11 protein-coding genes are annotated in these 18512 nt (G+C 56.6%); 3 read left to right on the top strand and 8 right to left on the bottom strand.

Annotation, left to right across the window (positions count from 1 at the left end; translation table 11 throughout):
- Positions 1 to 22: 22 nt before the first annotated feature.
- Both mqnE and recG read left to right on the top strand, forming a co-directional pair.
- On the top strand, positions 23 to 1186 hold the full coding sequence (gene mqnE, locus THTE_RS09480; protein ID WP_095415213.1) for an aminofutalosine synthase MqnE: 1164 nt from the start codon (positions 23 to 25) through the stop codon (positions 1184 to 1186).
- A complete protein-coding gene (gene recG / locus THTE_RS09475; RefSeq protein WP_095415212.1) occupies positions 1176 to 3287 on the top strand; it encodes an ATP-dependent DNA helicase RecG in 2112 nt (703 codons plus the stop codon). Before mqnE ends, recG begins: the two co-directional genes overlap by 11 nt.
- A 56-nt stretch (positions 3288 to 3343) precedes the next feature.
- Here the strand turns inward: recG and rnhA are convergent, their stop codons facing one another.
- The 5 genes from rnhA to THTE_RS09450 form a co-directional block, all read right to left on the bottom strand.
- Positions 3344 to 3877 carry a ribonuclease HI gene (rnhA, locus tag THTE_RS09470; protein ID WP_095415211.1) on the bottom strand — a complete coding sequence of 178 codons (534 nt, stop codon included), beginning with the start codon at positions 3875 to 3877 and terminating at the stop codon, positions 3344 to 3346.
- A 201-nt stretch (positions 3878 to 4078) separates the two neighbouring features.
- Entirely contained in the window at positions 4079 to 5881 is a 1803-nt protein-coding gene (locus THTE_RS09465; RefSeq protein WP_095415210.1) for an ATP-binding protein, read from the bottom strand.
- A 153-nt stretch (positions 5882 to 6034) separates the two neighbouring features.
- Positions 6035 to 8302, bottom strand: coding sequence for a replication restart helicase PriA (gene priA / locus THTE_RS09460; protein WP_157731997.1), 2268 nt, complete (start codon positions 8300 to 8302; stop codon positions 6035 to 6037).
- Between the two features lie 20 nt (positions 8303 to 8322).
- Positions 8323 to 10821, bottom strand: a complete 2499-nt coding sequence (locus THTE_RS09455; protein WP_157731996.1) for a hypothetical protein — start codon at positions 10819 to 10821, stop codon at positions 8323 to 8325.
- Between the two features lie 37 nt (positions 10822 to 10858).
- Entirely contained in the window at positions 10859 to 14209 is a 3351-nt protein-coding gene (locus THTE_RS09450; RefSeq protein WP_095415207.1) for a GH116 family glycosyl hydrolase, read from the bottom strand.
- Positions 14210 to 14336: 127 nt separating this feature from the next.
- On the opposite strand from THTE_RS09450, the gene THTE_RS17960 reads away from it, so the two are divergent.
- Entirely contained in the window at positions 14337 to 14576 is a 240-nt protein-coding gene (locus THTE_RS17960; protein ID WP_157731995.1) for a LapA family protein, read from the top strand.
- 126 nt (positions 14577 to 14702) lie between these two features.
- Here the strand turns inward: THTE_RS17960 and THTE_RS09440 are convergent, their stop codons facing one another.
- Genes THTE_RS09440 through THTE_RS09430 form a run of 3 tightly spaced genes read right to left on the bottom strand, consistent with a single transcriptional unit; the run spans position 14703 to position 18416 of the window.
- Positions 14703 to 15785, bottom strand: coding sequence for an ABC transporter permease (locus tag THTE_RS09440; RefSeq protein WP_095415206.1), 1083 nt, complete (start codon positions 15783 to 15785; stop codon positions 14703 to 14705).
- Positions 15782 to 17314 (bottom strand): sugar ABC transporter ATP-binding protein, encoded by a 1533-nt coding sequence (locus THTE_RS09435; protein WP_095415205.1) that lies wholly within the window; start codon positions 17312 to 17314, stop codon positions 15782 to 15784. Before THTE_RS09435 ends, THTE_RS09440 begins: the two co-directional genes overlap by 4 nt.
- 43 nt (positions 17315 to 17357) lie before the next feature.
- Positions 17358 to 18416 carry an ABC transporter substrate-binding protein gene (locus THTE_RS09430; RefSeq protein WP_095415204.1) on the bottom strand — a complete coding sequence of 353 codons (1059 nt, stop codon included), beginning with the start codon at positions 18414 to 18416 and terminating at the stop codon, positions 17358 to 17360.
- Positions 18417 to 18512: the final 96 nt, after the last annotated feature.

Below are 18512 nucleotides of genomic sequence, written 5' to 3'. Positions count from 1 at the left end.
ATTTTAATATGGAAATCTGGCCATGAGCATCGCAACCCTCACCACACCTTCTTCCATTCGAAAGAGATTGGAGGAAATCCAGAGCAAGGTATCAACGGGCAAGCGATTGTCCTTTGAAGATGGGGTGTTCCTATTTCAGCCGGAGGTCCCGCTTCATGAGCTAGGCCGACTTGCCGAGGAAGTATGCCTGAGGCGGCACGGACGAAATGTTTTTTATAATCTGAATATGCATCTCAATCCCACGAATGTTTGCGTTTATCGCTGCAAATTATGTGCATTCTATCGAACGGGAAAAGAACCCGACGCCTACTACATGACGGAAGATCAAATTCTCAAGCGTGCGGAGGAAGCCGATCGATCGGGCTGCACTGAAATCCACATCGTGGGTGGCTTGCCGGGCGACAAGCCGTTTGAATGGTACGTGGAAATTCTGCATCTCATTCACAGCCATTTCCCGCGACTTCACCTCAAAGCCTGGACCGCGGTGGAGATCGCCTGGTTCTGTCGAATTTCTGGATTGTCTGTTGAAAAGGTCTTGGAACGCCTTCTCGAGGCAGGTTTGGGAAGTCTTCCCGGCGGCGGTGCGGAGATTTTCCATCCCCAGGTCCGTCAGAAAATTTCCGCCGGCAAAGCCGATGGCGAAACTTGGCTGAACGTCCATCGAATAGCCCACCGGATGGGACTGAAGACCAACGCGACAATGCTGTTTGGCCATATTGAGGCACCCGAGCACCGCGTCGATCATATGTTGCGGTTGCGGGAACTACAGGACGAAACAGGGGGGTTCCAGGTTTTCATCCCTCTTCCGTTTCATCCTCAGGGGACGGCCCTCAGTCATCTCCCCAAACCCTCTGCCTTCGACTGTTTGCGGACCCTTGCGGTGGCAAGGCTCTTTCTGGATAATTTCCCGCACATTAAGGCGTACTGGATTGCGTTGGGGGTTGGACTGGCCCAGACGGCGCTCGCTTATGGGGCGAACGACCTCGACGGGACTGTGCGGTACGAGACGATCTATCACGATGCGGGGGCGGAATCGCCAGAGGCTCTCAGTGTAGGGGAACTGTGCGGACTGATCCGGGAAGCTGGACGAGAACCTGTCGAACGCGATAGTCTGTATCGCCGTGTGCGGAGGGTCAGCCCGACCGAATGGGAGATTGCGGAAGATAGTCAATCGCATGGGAAATGAACAGCCCAGCGTTCGCCGGTCATCGTCCCCGGCAGAGGAGAGTCCCCTCCACCAGCCGGTGCAATATGTCAAAGGGGTCGGCCCACACCGGGCTGAACTTTTGCGACGGCTGGGCGTGGAGACGGTGGCCGATCTGCTCTTTTTCTTCCCACGCAGCTACGAGGATATTAGTGACATCCGCAGAGTAGCGGAGCTGGAAGAGGGCAAACTCCAGTCGGTCATCGGAGTTATTGAAGACATTGACAGCCATGTGAGCCGCAGTGGGCAAACCGTTGTAGGAATGGCGGTGGCCTGTGAGGACGGTTATGTCCGTGCGCTATGGTTTCAACAGCCCTATCGGCGTGATCTGTTTCGCGTAGGACAGCGGGTGATGCTCTCTGGCCGCCCGCGTCGAAATGGCCTGTTCTGGGAAATAGCTCATCCTCGGGTGATTGTACTTGGGGAAGCGGAACGACCGCAGGTTGCTCCTCTGCCGGTGTATCCGCTGACAGAAGGGCTCGCCCAGTGGCAGATGCGACGGATCATGGAACATGCCGTGGCTACCTATACATCCTATCTGGAAGAGGCCTTGCCCCCTCAACTGCTTGCCAAGCGACACCTGTTACCGATCCAGGAGGCTGTCGAGCAGATCCACTTTCCGACCGATCGAAACCGCCTGGAGGAGGCGCGACGACGATTCATTTATGAGGAGTTGTTGATTCTCCAATTGGCCCTGGGCATAAAGCGGTATCAGCAGATCACTTTGAAAAAGGCACCTGTTCTGCAGCTAACTCCCAAGATCGACGCTCGCATTCGCCGGCTGTTTAAATTTCCCCTCACAAAGGCCCAGGATCGTGCCGTGGCGGAAATTGCCGCTGATATGGCGCGGCCCGTCCCCATGAACCGACTTCTGCAGGGTGATGTGGGAAGCGGCAAGACAGTCGTGGCGCTTTATGCGATGTTACTGGCAGTGGCGTGCGGATATCAGGCGGTGCTCATGGCCCCGACGGAAATTCTAGCCCGTCAGCACTTCCAGACCATCGACGAATTGCTGGCTGCCAGCCGTGTTCGCCGGGCACTTCTCGTAGGCGGATTGCCCCCTGCGGAGAGGACCAGCATTCTCGAACGAATTGCCGAGGGGGCTCTCGACTTGGTGGTGGGAACTCAGGCCATTATTCAGGATGAAGTCAAGTTTCATCGGCTGGGCCTTGTCGTGATTGATGAACAGCACAAATTTGGGGTTCGGCAGCGTGCCGCTCTGAAGGGGGCGGGGGAAGAACCCCACTACCTTGTGATGACTGCCACACCAATTCCCCGCACGATCGCGATGACTCTTTTTGGAGATCTGGACGTGACCGTTCTGGATGAGGCCCCGCCGGGCCGGAAGCCAGTGCGAACATTTCTTGCCAACTCCGAACAACGGGGCCAGTGGTGGGCGTTCTTTCGCCGCAAATTGCAGGAGGGACGGCAGGGATATGTGGTTGTGCCCCTTGTGGAGGAAGATGAAGAGGCTGAAGTGAAAAGCGTCGAGGGGACGTTTCGCGAACTCAATCAGGGAGAACTGGCGGGATTTCGGCTGGCGGCCATTCATGGCCGGATGAGCAGTGAAGAAAAAGAGGAGGTGATGGCTCGCTTTCGACGCGGTGAGATCGACGTGCTGGTTTCTACCGCTGTAATCGAAGTCGGCATCGACGTCCCTAACGCGACGCTGATGACGATTGAGAACGGTGAGCGATTCGGCCTGGCCCAACTCCATCAACTGCGGGGAAGGGTAAGCCGCGGGCCAGTGCCAGGCTACTGCTGCGTGTTCTCGGATTCCACAGCCCCCGAGACTAAACAGCGATTGGAAGCGTTCTGTCGCACGGCCAACGGGTTTGAACTGGCGGAAATCGACTTTCTCCTGCGGGGACCTGGAGAAATTCTGGGCACGCGGCAACACGGGCTGCCGCCGTTTCGCATCGCAGACCTAGTTCGCGATCGAGAGGTTGTGGAACTGGCTCGTCAGGACGCCTGGGAATTGATAGCAGGGGACCCAGGCCTGGCCCGCCCCGAGCATTGCCGCTTGCGCCGCCTGGTGCTGGCCCGATACGGCAAGAGTATGGCCCTGGCTGACGTGGGTTAACCGACGTTCAGTTACGACGTTGCGCCCCCTTGGTGATCGTTGCCCGACCAGAACACTCAGCCGGGGCAACTGGGTTGGCTGGCTCCTGCCGTGCCTTTCTGCGATTGAACAAGCCCTTGATAGGCCTGGACTGCCAGGCGGTCGCACAACTCGTTTTCCTTGTGGCCCGTGTGGCCTGGAATGTGCTGAAACTCCACTTCATGAATGGAAAGAAGCTCATCGAGCCGCCGCCAAAGATCTTCGTTCTTGACGGCCTCGTTTCCAGAACGTTTCCAACCTTTGGCTTTCCATCTGGGCAGCCATTCCGTAAGTCCTTTTCCCACATAAACGCTGTCGGAAATCAAACGGACACGGCTGGGTTTGCGGAGCGCCTCCAGGCCCTTGATGACGGCCATCAACTCCATTCGATTGTTTGTCGTGCTGGCCTCTGCTCCCGAATTGATCAGCTCTTTCCCTGACGCGGGATGTCGTAGGATAAACGCCCAGCCTCCCGGACCCGGATTGCCGCTGCACGCACCATCGGTAAACAGGAGAACTTCCGGAAGTCGGTTAGTCAGGGCGGGAGTTTTGCCTGATCGCGGGGTGCTCATTTTTCTTCACGAACCGATGACGGGCGAGTTGAATGGGATGACATCTGCGGACCACCGAGTTGCCCATCACGCGTACTGGCGCACATCAACTCTTGCTCCCTCGTGGCGCATCGAACAATTGGGCGGTGCCGCATGACGACCTGCGAACTCCGACGACTTGGAAGTCAACCTCGACGCACCGGACGGCTTTATGCGATTCTTTCAACCCGCTCGACTATCGGCGGGCGCTGATTGGGCGCGACGAACTGATCTGGCGCGATCGAATCGCATTTTCTCAAAATCGGACAGCCGAAGCCCCAGTCCAGAATCCTCTTGTTGCTGGGGAGAAAGCCTCCAGGGCAGACGGACGGTAAAGACACTCCCTCTTCCCAGTTCACTTTCCACAGAGACCTCACCGCCCAAAAGACGGCACAACTCTTTCACAATGCTCAATCCCAAGCCGGAGCCGGGGTATTCACGCTTCAGCGGGTCTCCATCGGGCATGGCCGTCCGCCCCTGACGAAATTTCTCAAAGATAATTTGTTTATCTTCTTCGGCAATCCCGACGCCGGTGTCTGCGACGCGGAGAATCAGATCCCCGTTGGTATCCCGGCGAACGGAAACCCGAACGGCGCCGCCTTCCGGTGTGAACTTAATCGCGTTGGACAGAAGATTATTGAGGATTTGTGCCACCCGGTTCTGGTCCTGAAACATGGGAGGAAGATTCGGAGGGACGTCCACGGTAAGCTGAAGGTTTTTCTTTTCAGAGAGCGGCCGGGCCATATCACACTGGGCGTGCACAACCTGCTCGATGGAAAACTCGGTAGGCGTGATTTCCATTCGGCCGGCTTCCATCTTCGCCAAATCGAGAACGTTATTGATCATGTCCAGGAGGATTCGCCCCGATTTTTGAATATTCTGGACGTACCGGCGCTGCTTTTCGTCCAGTGAATCAATTGAGGCCAGCACCTCGCTGAATCCCAGGATGCTATTGAGCGGTGTTCGCAGTTCGTGGCTCATGGTGGCCATGAAATCGCTTTTAATTCTGTTCAGCTCGTAGAGCTGCATGTTGAGCTGGGCCACTTCGTCCAGCTTGGCATCCAACTCAGCGTTTACCTGCCGCAGTTCATCCTGGACGGCCACAAGGTGGCTGAGCATGCGATTGAACGCATTGGCTAGCAGCTCAAATTCGTCGCGTGTGTGGATATGGGCACGCAAAGCGGTATTGCCTTGGGTGATCGCTTCGCTGACCGCCCGCAAATGCCGCAACGGCCGGATGATCACGTACCGTATGGTCACATAGAACGCGATCATTGCGAGAAAGGCCGTGACAATAGCCACCGCGAGAAGCATGCTCCAGTACTTCATGATGGCCGCCTGGGTGGGCCCGTTGGGGATGGTCACCTGAAGCACCGCCATAAGGTCCCCTTCGCGCAGGGGACTTCCCATCCCTACATTGGCGGCAGGATTATATCCGGCTCCTTCCAGTGCGAGATGGCAGGCCACGCAGGACTGTTCCGCCCAGATCGGTTGGTAATATTGATACGTTCTCCCCTGATCAACAAGGCGTTCCGCGTACAGGGGCGTCTCACTCTGGGCGCGTTCTTCCGGTGACATCTGCATGAATCGCTGCACGAGTTCGGCTTCCATTGCGTCGGCGGGAGGTCCCACATCCTGGGAGGGGCGCACGGGCCGACCTGGCGGCTGGACAAATCGCCATTGATATCCGTGTTGGGTCCGACTGCGGATCACTTCTGTCAAGTAATCCACAAAATCTTTGTTTGGCTCCATGGCGGCGTAATGCTTGGTCAGCATCACCTGATCGGCAAGCAGGCGAGCGGTATCCGGGTTCTGGCGGGTGACCACCTCTCCCGTGACCCGCCAGTATAGAAGCACACTCACAGCAATGACCAGCACCAGGAAAACGCCAAACAAGAAAAGGCATTTGACCTCGAGGCTGGTTTCCACGAGGGCCCTGTTGAGACGCCGTTGAGGAATTCGCGGTGAATTGACGGAAGAGGCCATTGCTGCTACAGAGGGAACATGGTTTACCTATTCTACGCTTTTATCTTAGTCAATCCGCAACAAACAGAAAACACGAGAATTTTTGCTCTCGACGACACGTCGGCCATGATAAATCGCTTTTAGATCACTCTTTTTAGGTCATTTTGCCACCCCTTACAGCATATCCACAGGGTCCACGTCCACGACGTAGCTCACGTGGCGTGCGTCCTCGAGCGACTGAAGGCCACAGCGGACAAGTGCGCGGACGAGATTCTCGTCTTTACCCAGAATTTGAATATGATAACGGTATTTTCCCCGCAATTTCATGAGAGGAGCGGGCGCAGGACCGACCAGTCGGACGGCATCGGGACGGCCTGTTTGGGAGAGGGCCTCCAAGATCGCCCGGGCTACTCGCTCCGCCCAGCCAGCTGCCTCCACTTCTTTTTCAGCCGAGATGACCAGTCGAACCAACCTGGTGATCGGCGGATAACCGAACGCCGTTCGGATTGGCAGTTCCTGCGCAGCAAAACCCTCGAAGTCGTGCCGCACCGCCGATTGGATGGCAGAATGTTCGGGACTGAAAGTTTGAACCAGCACGAGACCTCCATGCGGTCCCCGACCGGTCCGGCCTGCCACCTGTGTCACCAATTGAAACGTACGCTCCGCCGCACGAAAGTCTGGAAAGTGGAGGGCCGTGTCGGCGTTGACCACACCCACAAGTGTTACGTTAGGAAAGTCCAGGCCTTTAGCAATCATCTGGGTTCCCAAGAGGATTTGAATCTTGCCCTCGCGGAAGAGCCGGAATGCCCGCTCGTAGGCCTCCCGGCTCCGCATTGAATCGGCGTCCATCCGCAAGCATGTGGCCTCAGGGAACCGGGCCTTGACCTCGGCCTCGAGTCGTTCCGTCCCGACTCCGCTAAACCGGATTGCCACCGACTGGCATTCAGGGCAGGTTTTTGGAGAAGGGGCCTCATGACCGCAATAGTGGCACAGGACTTTGCCGAAGCTCCGGTGGTGCGTCAAGGCAATCTCGCAGTCGGGGCACATCAGCACGTAACCGCAGGCCGAACACTGCACATGCGTTGCGAACCCCCGGCGATTGAGCAGCAGAATCACCTGCCCGCCGTTTTCCAGGGCTTCGTGGATAGCCGCGTGAAGTTGTCGGGTGATCACACCCCGGCTTACCCGGCCGTGCTTGGGTTGACGGAGATCGATTGGCTTGACGGCCGGCAGCGTTCGGCCACCAATGCGCTCAGGCAAGCGAATCAGCATGAACTCGCCTTGCTGGGCGCGATACCAGCTTTCCAACGACGGTGTTGCCGACCCCAGAACGAGGGGAATGCGTTCGAGTTGGGCACGGTGGAGAGCCACATCGCGTGCGTGATATCGGGGAGCGGCTTCCTGCTTAAAGGATGTTTCATGCTCTTCATCCATCACGATAAGCCCCAGCCTGGGCGTAGGGGCAAAAACGGCACTTCGGGCACCCACGACCACCTGCACCTGCCCGGAAGCGATCCAGTCCCATTGGGCGGCCCGCTCGGCATCCGTGAGATGACTGTGGAGAACAGCGACATGGTCAAATCGGCTGCGGAAGCGTTCAACGGTCTGCGGAGTGAGACTGATTTCGGGGACAAGGACAATGGCCTGCTTTCCCCGCTTCACTACGTGCTCAATGGCCTGGATGTAAACTTCGGTCTTGCCGCTGCCCGTCACGCCGTATATAAGAAAACCCCGATATTCCTCGCATCGCACTGCTTCGAGGATGATTTCCAGCGCCTGTCGTTGCTGCTGGTTGAGAACTAACCTGTCTTGCCGTGGAAGAGTTGCGGCAACCGGCTCGCTGTGCCGAACTCTTGCCATTTCCTTGACCAGGATTCCACGTTTGACAAGATTGTCGAGTACGGCCGCGGTACAGCCAGCGTTTCGGGTGAGTTCGTCGCGCGGAAGCCGGTGCTCGGATGCCTGCAAAAGAACAGCCACCACCCTGGCCTGCTTCTCCGTGAGTGATGGAAATGCATCGACGGGGCCAGCCAGGCGATAATGGGGAACCAGGCGTGTGCCGGCCTGGTTACGCACGCAGGCCGGTATGACGGTTTCCAGAACAGTCCCCAAAGGACAGAGGTAATATTCCGCCATCCACTGGGCCAGTCGCAACAGAGCGGGCGTGAGAAGCGGAGCCTCATCGATAAGACCCGCGACGTCTTTCAGTTGGGGGCTGTCCGTCTCTTCGCAAATTTCGAGACAGTACGCGACCACCGGGCGGTTGGATTTTCCCAGAGGCACGCGGATCCGCTGGCCGGCAGCGATCTTCCCCACAAGCGTTTTTGGAATCCGATAGTCAAAAACGCCCTCGGGGCCGGATTCAAACACAACTTTGGCTACCAGAACACGCTTCGCCGGGGAAGTGTCTTCGAGGCCGGAAAAAAGCGAAAGCTGTTTCACGTTTCTCACTGCATCCGGCGTCAATTCGCTTGACCAGGCAATACATCCAGGACCGCGACTCCTTCTCCCTCCAGGGTGAGTTCCACCTGACGGTTCTGAACAGGATGGGCCGTTCCCCGGAGGAGTTCTCGTATAGACGGGCCGATCTCGACGTCAGGGTCGAAAGTGACCAGCACTCTTGTTTTCTCTGAAGTGTCATTAAACACAGTGAAATACCGATTGCCGAAGCGTTCCACATAGACCCGTGGATGAGAAGACCGCGCGTTTGTGATCGGTTCCCAGCCTGCCTCGGCGACGAGTTTGCAAAGCGGCACATATTTTTTGAAAAGGGGGCGATCTCGGTTGTACAGCTCGGGGCGCGAGAAGTAATGCCCGGTGGACGCATTCGGGCTGAAGAAACTCGGAAACATGCCATACGCGAGCGACCTCGCCATATATTTTTCCACGTGTTGGTAATCGAACTGATCAAAGTTCGTGTTCATGAGAAAACAGTAGGGCTTCTTTCCACAGAGAGCCCGACGATACAGCAGTTCGCCATCGCTCATGGGCTGCCACTTTCCATTGCGATTCCAATCAGTCTCTGTTCCCAACACGTCCAGCCATGGAACCAGCCAGCAGAGCTGCGACGGGGTCCCATTGGCCATCATATACTTTCCCATTCCATGCACATCTTCAGCAATCGCGCGAACGTATTCGAACACGATCAATCCCCGAAAGACCGCGGGTTGCAGAGAATCGCCGTCGTAAGTGAGTGGGCGTTCGCCAACAAAATGATCCCGACGAAAGTCAAGCTCGTCCGTGACATATCCTTCACTGGAGTCGATGTATTCACCATCCAGATCTGCTTTGCGATTTGGCCCGTAGAGACGCTCGCGAATCTCCGGGTTCCACTTCAGCCGGAAATCGGTGATTTCCCCTGGGATTTGCGGCAGAGAGTTCATGCTCCAAACGGCTCCATTGCACCATGGAGTGTCGAGCAGCCGCACCGGAATTCGTCCGTACTCATCCCGAAAGCTGCTGGTCTGCCATGCTCGGGCCTGAGGCCGTCCCAGGCTGGCAAGACGCTCTGCCTCCGCCACAGCCGCCTCATAGGTTCGTGGCAGTTCTGATCCCATCGGCATCCACCAGGTCATCGGTTCCGTGTATCGGAACGTGAGAATTCCATGGGCGTCATCCCACGCTGTTTCGTTATCGCCTTCCTTGAAGCGAAAACCAAAATCTTCCCAAGCCTCTACGGACGAGATTTTGGCGAACGGCATCCATAAACCCTGTTTCTGGATTCGCACACGAAAAACTTCGGGAAACATTTCATAATACGACTGAAGGGCTCCGCGAAATCCCATCTGGCCGGGAAACTGCCATTTGACAAGCCGCAAATGCGCTTCACGTTTTTCTGGAGTGAGTGCAACGTCATAACTTACAAACAGACATCGCAGGCCAGCGTGGTAGCCGACCCGAAATACAGCAGGTAACGTCATATCAATTCCAATGGCATGGCCTGTGTCTCCGCTACGTATGGCTGCAAAAGGCCACCGAGAGAGGCGATGTGCCACCCCAGCCCGTGTGCGGGTGGCCACGGTGTATTCACCGATGCCCGAGATGGCTTCCTCTCGCCGCGGATCCGGATACCAAACAACGGGCAATTGGTCATTGCCGGACACAGAATACAGATAGCTGAGGGTGAGAAGCTTATCACCCGATCCTCTCCATTTCAAACGAACGTCAATTGAATCACCCGGGCCTAGTTTTTCTACTTTTTGCTCGCACTCAATTCCTAATGCCGATTGATGGAGCGCATAAAAGTCCGTTCCTGCTTTGACATCCCGGATAATAAATCCAGAGTAGCCCTTTTTATGCCAGGTGCACGGCACTCCATCAAAGAATCCACCCTGGGGGAGCGACAACTGATAGAGTCGAGGTGCCCGAAATGCCGCCGTGCCGGAATGACGTCGGAACAGGAGATAAAAGGAGAGCCGTTTCACCGGTTTTTCGGGAAAAATAATCACTCGTTTTTCTTGCCAACCGTGAGTTCCCACATCAAACGGCGCCGCCTGTCCCCACAATGGAGTGCCATCCGCGTATTGAAGATCCAAATACAGGGAATAATCATTGTCACGCGAACCGCCCACGTTTTCGGCCGCGCTTTCGGCGATGGCCAGAAGCGGTGCAGGCGTGGTCTGGTTGAGTTCCACCGTTTGCACGACTCCGCGGACGGCGTTTGGATCGGCGCCGTTATCACAGACGAAGGTTCCGTCTTTGCTGACGAAACCTTCCCCGTAGCTCCGCCAAGCTGTTTCATTGAGGAGATTCCGCCCCAAAGCGGGCTCCCGGAGCACTTCCAGAATGACGGTCTCCTGGGAAGAGACATTTTGAGCTTGTGACGCTTCACCTGCGAAAAGTGTCGCCGAAAAGGCAAGCAGCAAGCCCCCCGTCAGAGTCGCCGCGAATAACGCACGAATTTGCCGGCGGACCAATGTAACGCGAGAATACGCCATAGTTCGTTTGTGCGGTGAGTACATGTTTTTTCTCCCGGAATTGCGTGCTGTTGCTCGAGTTCTAATAGGTCAGAATAAAACTTACTTTTTCTCCGGCGTGAAGAACAATTGGCTGGGCAAGGCGGCAAACCACCCGCCCCTGGTCAGTCTCCACTTGTACAGGAATCGATTCGCCGCCTTTTTGACACTCGCCGTGCTTGGGAAGCGCGTTATCTGGAAGTGTGATGAACTTCGCCAATGGCAATTGGCCCAAGCGGAGTTCGATGGTGTCCACCTGCCGACCGGGTTCTCGTTTTTGGTAAAAGACGCCCCAACCCTCGGCTGCCGTGAAAAACGAGACATGGTCGTCCGGTTTCCAGGTGGGACAGAATCCGATGGTCTGGGCGGGACCATCATAGATAAACCCCTGGCACGCAAGCAGCAACGACCAGGAACTCATCGCCCGGGCGTAAAACTTGCCGCATTCATCGTCGCCAAATGGATTACCGGAGTAGCCCCAACTTGTGAAATTCCCCGGCGTCAATCCAACTCTTTTTCGGCCATCATAGCGCAGGGCGATTGCCCGCACCACGGTGAAACCTTCCCGTACCAATCCGGCCTGAATCATCGCTGCCGCCGCAGCGTATTCAAAGCCGGTCATCACTTCACTCGCATAGCGAATCACCTTTTCCGGGGGTTCGGTCCCAGGGGGCCATGTGAACATTTGCATGCCGGCGTCTTCATCGGCCACAAATTTCCTTGGTTTCTGCGGCAAACCTTTCATGAGCCCGCGAAAATTGTAGCGGAACAGACTGGCCAGTGCGGTCCGCACGTGTTCAGACGGATACACCCAGCCCAAATCCAACTGATGCGCCCACCACTGACCGAGGACCTGATCGATGGCACAACCCTGGCCATAATCTTCATGGGGTTCGGGATCGGGAATTTGAATGTAATACTTTCCATTGAAAAGCATTGTGTCTTGCTTAACCTGTCCGGACAAACGGATGCGGTGGTAGCGTGCCGCCACATCGTTTTCTCCCTGCAGTTGCGCCATTTTTTCCGCAGCCGCGAGAGCTGCCAAATAGAGGCTGCCCAACCACGAAGAAGCACCCCCCAGTTCCCCATCGAGTGTGTTCCACTGGGGCCCGCTGGGGACGCCATCCTCGTCGGAGTCCCAACGTCGAATGATGTAGTCCATCGCCCTCTTGATCGACGTCCAATTCTTCGCCAGCCATTCCGAGTCACGAGAAAGCAGATGTTCGCGATACGAATTGAGAACGGCGCCACACTGGCCGTCAAAAGCGGGAAACTCGTCAGGCTGACGGTGTGGAATGGCCCCGTCTTCCTTCTGGAAACGAAACTCCTGTTCCCGCATCAGCCGTCCGAGCTCTGGGAACAGTCTGGCGTGCGCCTGGGCATAGTGCCACACATGGTTGCAATTGCCTGGGCAGCATCCCGCATCAAGATTACATCCTTCCCATCCGCCGAAATAGCCATCGCGGCACCAGAAGACTGTGGGGCTTCGCAGAATCGCCACTTGAGAGGTGATCCGATCAACAAACCAGTAAGGAAGATTCGTTTCGTAAAGGGAGTCGGCATAAAGCCGGGTGGCCGCTTCGAGTTCCGGCAGACGAGCGTCCAGTTCCGCAGCCACTTCTTCCGCACCGTGCCACCAGGCTTCGTAGCGACGGCCTCGGCAACTCCATTTGCCGGTGCCGGCTGGCAAGTCTGAAAAGAACCAAGTCAGCACACAGGTCACCGTTTGGGTCTGGCCTGGCTCGAGATCGAACGAACGCCATAAGGCTCCTTTCAGGGTCTCTCCAGCAGGGGAGGGTCCCGCTGAGACTTCCTTCGCGTCGAGTTGTCCAGCGGTCTTGGCGATCGATTCGCGAAGTTGTGCAAGATCTGTCCAGGCGGGCACTCCGTGCACTCGGTCGCCCTTCATGAACAAGACCAGCCCGTCGCCCGAGTTCGCTGATTTACTCTGCCCCATCATGAGCCAGGTGGATCCTTCCTTGCGGACTACTCGATTGACATTACCCCCGAAACTCGGGTGACGGACGCCTTCGATGGTTCCATCGCCACGGTAGCCGGTGGCATTGAGTTGACTGGCGAGGACAGTCACGGAAAGGCGGTTCTTCGTGGGATTCGTGACCGTCATCCGATAGACCGCACACGGAATTGCGGAATCGCGAAGGTTGGTTGGAATGAAGGGATTGAATGCCTCCAGAGCGACCTGCGCTGGCATCTCTGGATCAACAAATTCATAGCGGGCCAGGGGGTAGCGAGCCACCAGTCGGACCTCGGCCATAGGCGGAAGGCCTTCCTCGGGAATAGTCTGCAGGATCCTTTCGACCGTGCGATTGTCCCCACTGACCCGTACAGCAAAAAAGCTGTGCGGAACGAATCGGTAGGCCACCTGTCCAAATATCTGCCAGGCGTGCCGTCTGGCGGCTCCGTCCATGTGGATGGCGCCGACTCCAATGCCACCAACGGGCAGATCGACGGCCGACAGATGTTCCTTTTCATAAACCGTGGGTACCCCCCGAGCAAAGAGTGAAGGGTCCTCCATCAGCTCACGACGACGCTTTTCGCGAGCCTCTTCCAGTCGCGCCTGCTCTTCTGCTTCCGCACGACGACGTTCTTCGTATTTAGCCTGCTCAGCCAGCCGAATAGCTTGGAAGCCCATTGCATCCATGTGGGCGGCAATTTCCTGTTCGGTGAGAGCCCTGCTGTATACGGCGACGTGACAGATCACGCCGACAAAAAACTCGGCTCCCGCCGGTTGTGACGAGCCGATGTTGAGCGAACGATTTTTCTCCGAACGATTGATCTGCCAATTCTGCCGCGGAGGCAAACAGGGCACGCCGTTCAAGTAAACTGTAGTTCCCGCCTTGGTACTCACAACAACCAGGTGATACCATTGGCCCGGTTTTAACGGCCCCGTGGCCGGCTGATAGGACGCCACCTCTCGACCGTTCCACAAATCGATGCCCGAATAATCTCCGTGCACGTGGATGCTCCAGCGCGTCTGACGATGATCACCCGACTCCCGTTTGGCAATCAAACAGGGATTGAACTGCGCGGGAGCCGTAAACTCGGGTCGAAACCACAATTCGATGGTGGCCTCCTCGGTGTCCAAATCAGGAGTGGGTCCAAAGATGAGTGTGGTTGTGCCGGAAAAACGTAAGGCCGTACCTTCATCAGGCCCGGGAACAATCTGGGGCTGATCACCCTGCACACGCCCCTCCCTGGCAAGGACATCGTCAAGTGATTGCAGCGGAAGATACCAGGTGAGTCCTGGGCACGCCTCGACGAGTTTGTGATAGTTCCCAGCCTTCTTCGCAGCCACTTCGCCGCCCAGAATGGTACTTTGCCAACTCAGGGCGATGGTCAGACACGTCGCTACAAATAGACTTGTGCTGTTCATTTGCGGCACTCCGAATTACAAAGTTCCGCACATACTTTTTGGCAGTCGATTATCCCGTCCCCGACTGATGTGGTACACTAGGAACAAGGTGGTGAACGAAACCACGGCATTCGCGGAGGCTCCACCAATGTTCGCAAGAATTAAGCTGGTTCTACTGATTTTGCTTACGCTGCTGGTTGTCATTTTCGTCGTGCAAAACACCGCCACAATGGCAATACGCTTTCTCTTCTGGGAGTTTTCCAGCAGCGTGGCGACTCTCGTCATCCTGATGTTTGCACTGGGATTCTGTGTTGGACTGTTGGTGGCCGGATGGCTCGTAAGGGGCATGGCCAAAGGCCATTCATCAAAACATACTGCGGCTCAGTGAAGTGCTGTCCTGTTAAGCTGCCACGGCATTAACCAAGGTCTCCGCTCGATTCAGGTTATGGCAAGGTATTTTGAAATCGCGTCTTTTCTGTGAAACGCCGTGAACGGTTTTTACTCTTTTAGCGCATCAGGTGGTTGCTTGCTGACGTAGCCGGTCGATGACCACAGCCGCAATGATAATCATCCCGATAACCGTCTCCTGAACCCATTTGGGCCAGCCCATCTGCTGACCACCCATATAAAGGATTGTGATAATCAATGCTCCGATGACACTTCCCAAGATGGAGCCCTGGCCGCCCATCAAACTTCCTCCGCCAATGACCACGGCGGCAATCACGAACAGTTCGTAGGCGATGGCCGAGGTAGGCTGTCCGATGCCCCCGATAAACGAGAACTGCATGAGACCTGCCAGTCCAGTGAAAAGTCCGCCCAGGGTGTAGGTGACAATCTTCACACGACCAACCGGCACACCACACAGGCGGGCTGTCTCCTCATTGGAGCCGATGGCGAAAATATACCGCCCAAGCTTGGTATACCGGAGGACGAGCGCCGCCACGATAGCGGCGATGATTAAAATCCACACCCCCGGAGGGAGAATCCACGCGCGCCAATGAGGATCATGTGAAGTAAGCGTGGGGTCCATGAGGCGAGTGAGCCAGGTATCTTCGCGAGGGTAAATGTCTTTCTCTTGCGCCAATCCCTTTGCCAGGCCCCGAAAAATGCCCATGGTTCCCAGCGTTACGATGAACGGTACCAATCGCAAACCGACCACGGTTATGCCGTTAATGAATCCGGCCAAAACGCTGACCAGAACTCCTGCCACGAGGGCTATCCAGGGAAGCAACACCGGCCATCGATGGATGAGATACACGGTCTCCACCTGGCCCTGCGAACCGGGGACGGCGTAATGATAATCGAGGATCCAGGCCACTGTCACCACACTGAGTGCGATCATCGAGCCAACAGAGAGATCAATCCCCCCCGCGATGATGATCATCGTCATGCCCAGGGCCGCGGTGGCGTAAACGGCACTTTGTCGCAGAATATTTTCCAGATTGCGCGGTGTATAAAACTTTCCGCCTTCCACAAGGACAGCAAAAAATAGGAATACAGCAACAAGGGCGGCAAATCGCCCAATGGCCGTCACCCAGGGTGACGACCACATATCCCGAGTAAAACGAAAGGAGTTGGCAAGGTTGGGGAGTTTCATGGTGTGCTAATGGAATTCTCCTGATCCTGACCTGTTGCTGCCAGCATCAGCGTATGTTCCGTCCACTGCTCTGCCGGGCGACACGCTACAAGACGCCCGCGAGACATGACGGCGATTGTATCGCAAAGGCCCAGTAGTTCGGGTAGATAGCTGGATACCATCAAAACGGCTTTTGGGCTCGTTCCGGCACTCCCATCAGCGGCCTCCGCAATCAGCCGATAAATCTGCGCTTTTGATCCCACATCGATTCCGCGGGTAGGTTCATCAAGGAGCAGTACGTCCACATCGGCAAAAAATAGTCGCGCCAAAGCGACTTTCTGCTGGTTTCCCCCGGAAAGGGTCCACGTCGGCTGTCTTAAGTTTTCACAGCGGATGGAAAGGCGATCGACCCACCGTGCTACCATGCGCTCTTCCCGGCCGGGAAAAACGAGCCCCAATGGTCCCAGGCGATCCACCCGGGATAAAGTGATGTTTTCGGCAATGGAGAGGGACAGCGCAAGTCCTTCCCGTTTTCGGTCTTCGCTGAGAAAGCCCACTCCCTGTTGCCATCTTTGGCCAGGGGTGGCAGCTCCGCGAAAGACACCCACTCGGATGTCCCCCGCGCGAACGGGATCCAACCCAAAGATTGCCCGCAGAAACTCTGTGCGCCCGGCGCCTACCAGTCCGGCTATTCCCAGGATTTCTCCCCGATGCAGGCGCAGACTTGCCCCGACTGGCTTTTTGATCCCCGTGAGTCCCTCCACTTCCAGGATGCAAGGGCCACGAGTTCGGCGGCGTCTGGGGTATAGCTCGCTTACTTCACGTCCTACCATGAGCGCCACAATTTTCGGAATCGGCGTCTCGGACGTGATCCCACTTCCCACGGTTTCGCCATCGCGTAATACGGTGAAGCGGTCGCTGATTCGATGAACTTCTTCCAAGAAATGGGAAATGTAAATGACGGCAAGACCGCGGTCACGCAGGCGGCGAATGAGCGTGAATAATCGCTCCACATCCTGCTGGGTGAGGCTGCTCGTCGGCTCGTCAAGGACAACAATCTTGGCCTGAGAGATCACCGCCCGCGCGATTTCCACCATCTGCTGATGCCCGGGGGGCAGATTGTGCACCGGCGTTGCCAGCGGCAGGTCGGCCAGTCCTAGTTCCGAAAGGGCGGCATACGCCTGCTCACGAAGTCGCCGCCAGCGAATAATTCCCCAGCGTGCCGGCTCCACACCAAGAAGGATGTTTTCCATGACCGACAGATGGGGAGCCAGCGACAGCTCCTGATAGATCATGGCGATGCCCCGTCGCCGGGCATCCAGGGGATGATGGGGCATGAAGGGTTCCCCGTCCAGCCACATCTCGCCCCGGTCCGGACGGTAGGCACCCGCCAAAATCTTCATCAGGGTGCTCTTTCCCGCCCCGTTTTCACCTACGAGGGCATGCACCTCTCCCGCCGCCACCTCCAGATTGACTCCGTTCAACGCCTGGGTGGTCCCAAAACGTTTCGCAATATTGACCATCTTTAATCGGGGTGGCGAGTCCCACATGGCGTTCCACACCCTTACCTTGCGGGACGCAATGCCGTACTACTCATTTGTCAGCGCTCGAGGGCTCACCCTGGTTGCCGGCAGGTTTTTCAGACAATCCCACTAACTGCCGTACCGCCGGGTCGGTCGCCAGTTTTTCCCGCGTCACGAGAACAACGCCGGTGTCGATATATTCGGGAACTTGTTGTCCACGGAGGTACGCAACAAGGGTTTCAACGGCCAAACGCCCCATTTTTCGCGGGTTTTGGGCAATAAGCGCGTCAATAAGTCCTGCCTGAAGTGCCTCGATGAGCCGCGGGGTAAAATCGAACCCGATAAAACGGGCATGGACCTTCACGCCGCTTTTGCGGAGATCTTCCAGCGCGGCCAACATCCCCAGTGTGGAGCGATCGTTGCACGCAAAGATGCCGTCAAGGGCCAGCTCGTTCGCTTTCACAAAACCTTCCAAAACATTTGTGGCTGTCTTCTTGCAGCCTTCCACGGTAGCGTCTTCCGGATAGGGATCGGCCACGATTTCCAGGCCTCCGGCTCTGGCTGTCTCAATGAACCCTTCCGCACGAGCTTCGGTGCTTCCCGTCCCCTGCACAAACCGCAGTACCAGGACGCGGCCTCTTCCTCCCAAAAGTTCGATCATATGCTGAGCCCCGAGACTGCCTCCCTGTTTGTTGTTGGTGGCGACGAAACTGACGTGAGCATGGCCATCGATTTCCGAGTCGAAAATGACGACAGGGATACCGGCCTCCACAGCCCGTTCAACCGTTCGTCGCTGAGCCGACCGGTTGAGCGGGGCCAGGGCGATCCCATCCACCTGCAAGGTAACCATGTTCTCGACAATCTTGTTCTGCTCTGCCAGTTCGGTTTCCGTAAGGGGACCATCCCACTTCATCTCCACCCCCAATTCCTCTGCCGCCTCCCGAGCCCCCATTTCGACTGTTTTCCAGAATTCACCACCAGTGCTCTTGGGAATCACAGCGATGACAAGCTTCTTACCCTGATCGGATTTCGCCTGCGACGCGGCGCGTTCTGGCGGTCGGCACCCCGCAAAACTCAACACGAGACCGGCCAGAACAATGACGGCACTCCCGCGAACCACATCAAGCATCGGATGGATCCTCCTCGACCGACACTAACACGCGGCGCTGATCTCGCCTTTTTGCCAGTGTACAACACGTACTGCTCTCCCGAGCGATAACTCTCC

Source organism: Thermogutta terrifontis (assembly GCF_002277955.1).
Classification (GTDB): domain Bacteria; phylum Planctomycetota; class Planctomycetia; order Pirellulales; family Thermoguttaceae; genus Thermogutta; species Thermogutta terrifontis.
The sequence above is the reverse complement of the archived record's forward strand: the minus strand, read 5'-3'. Positions and strand labels throughout refer to the sequence as shown.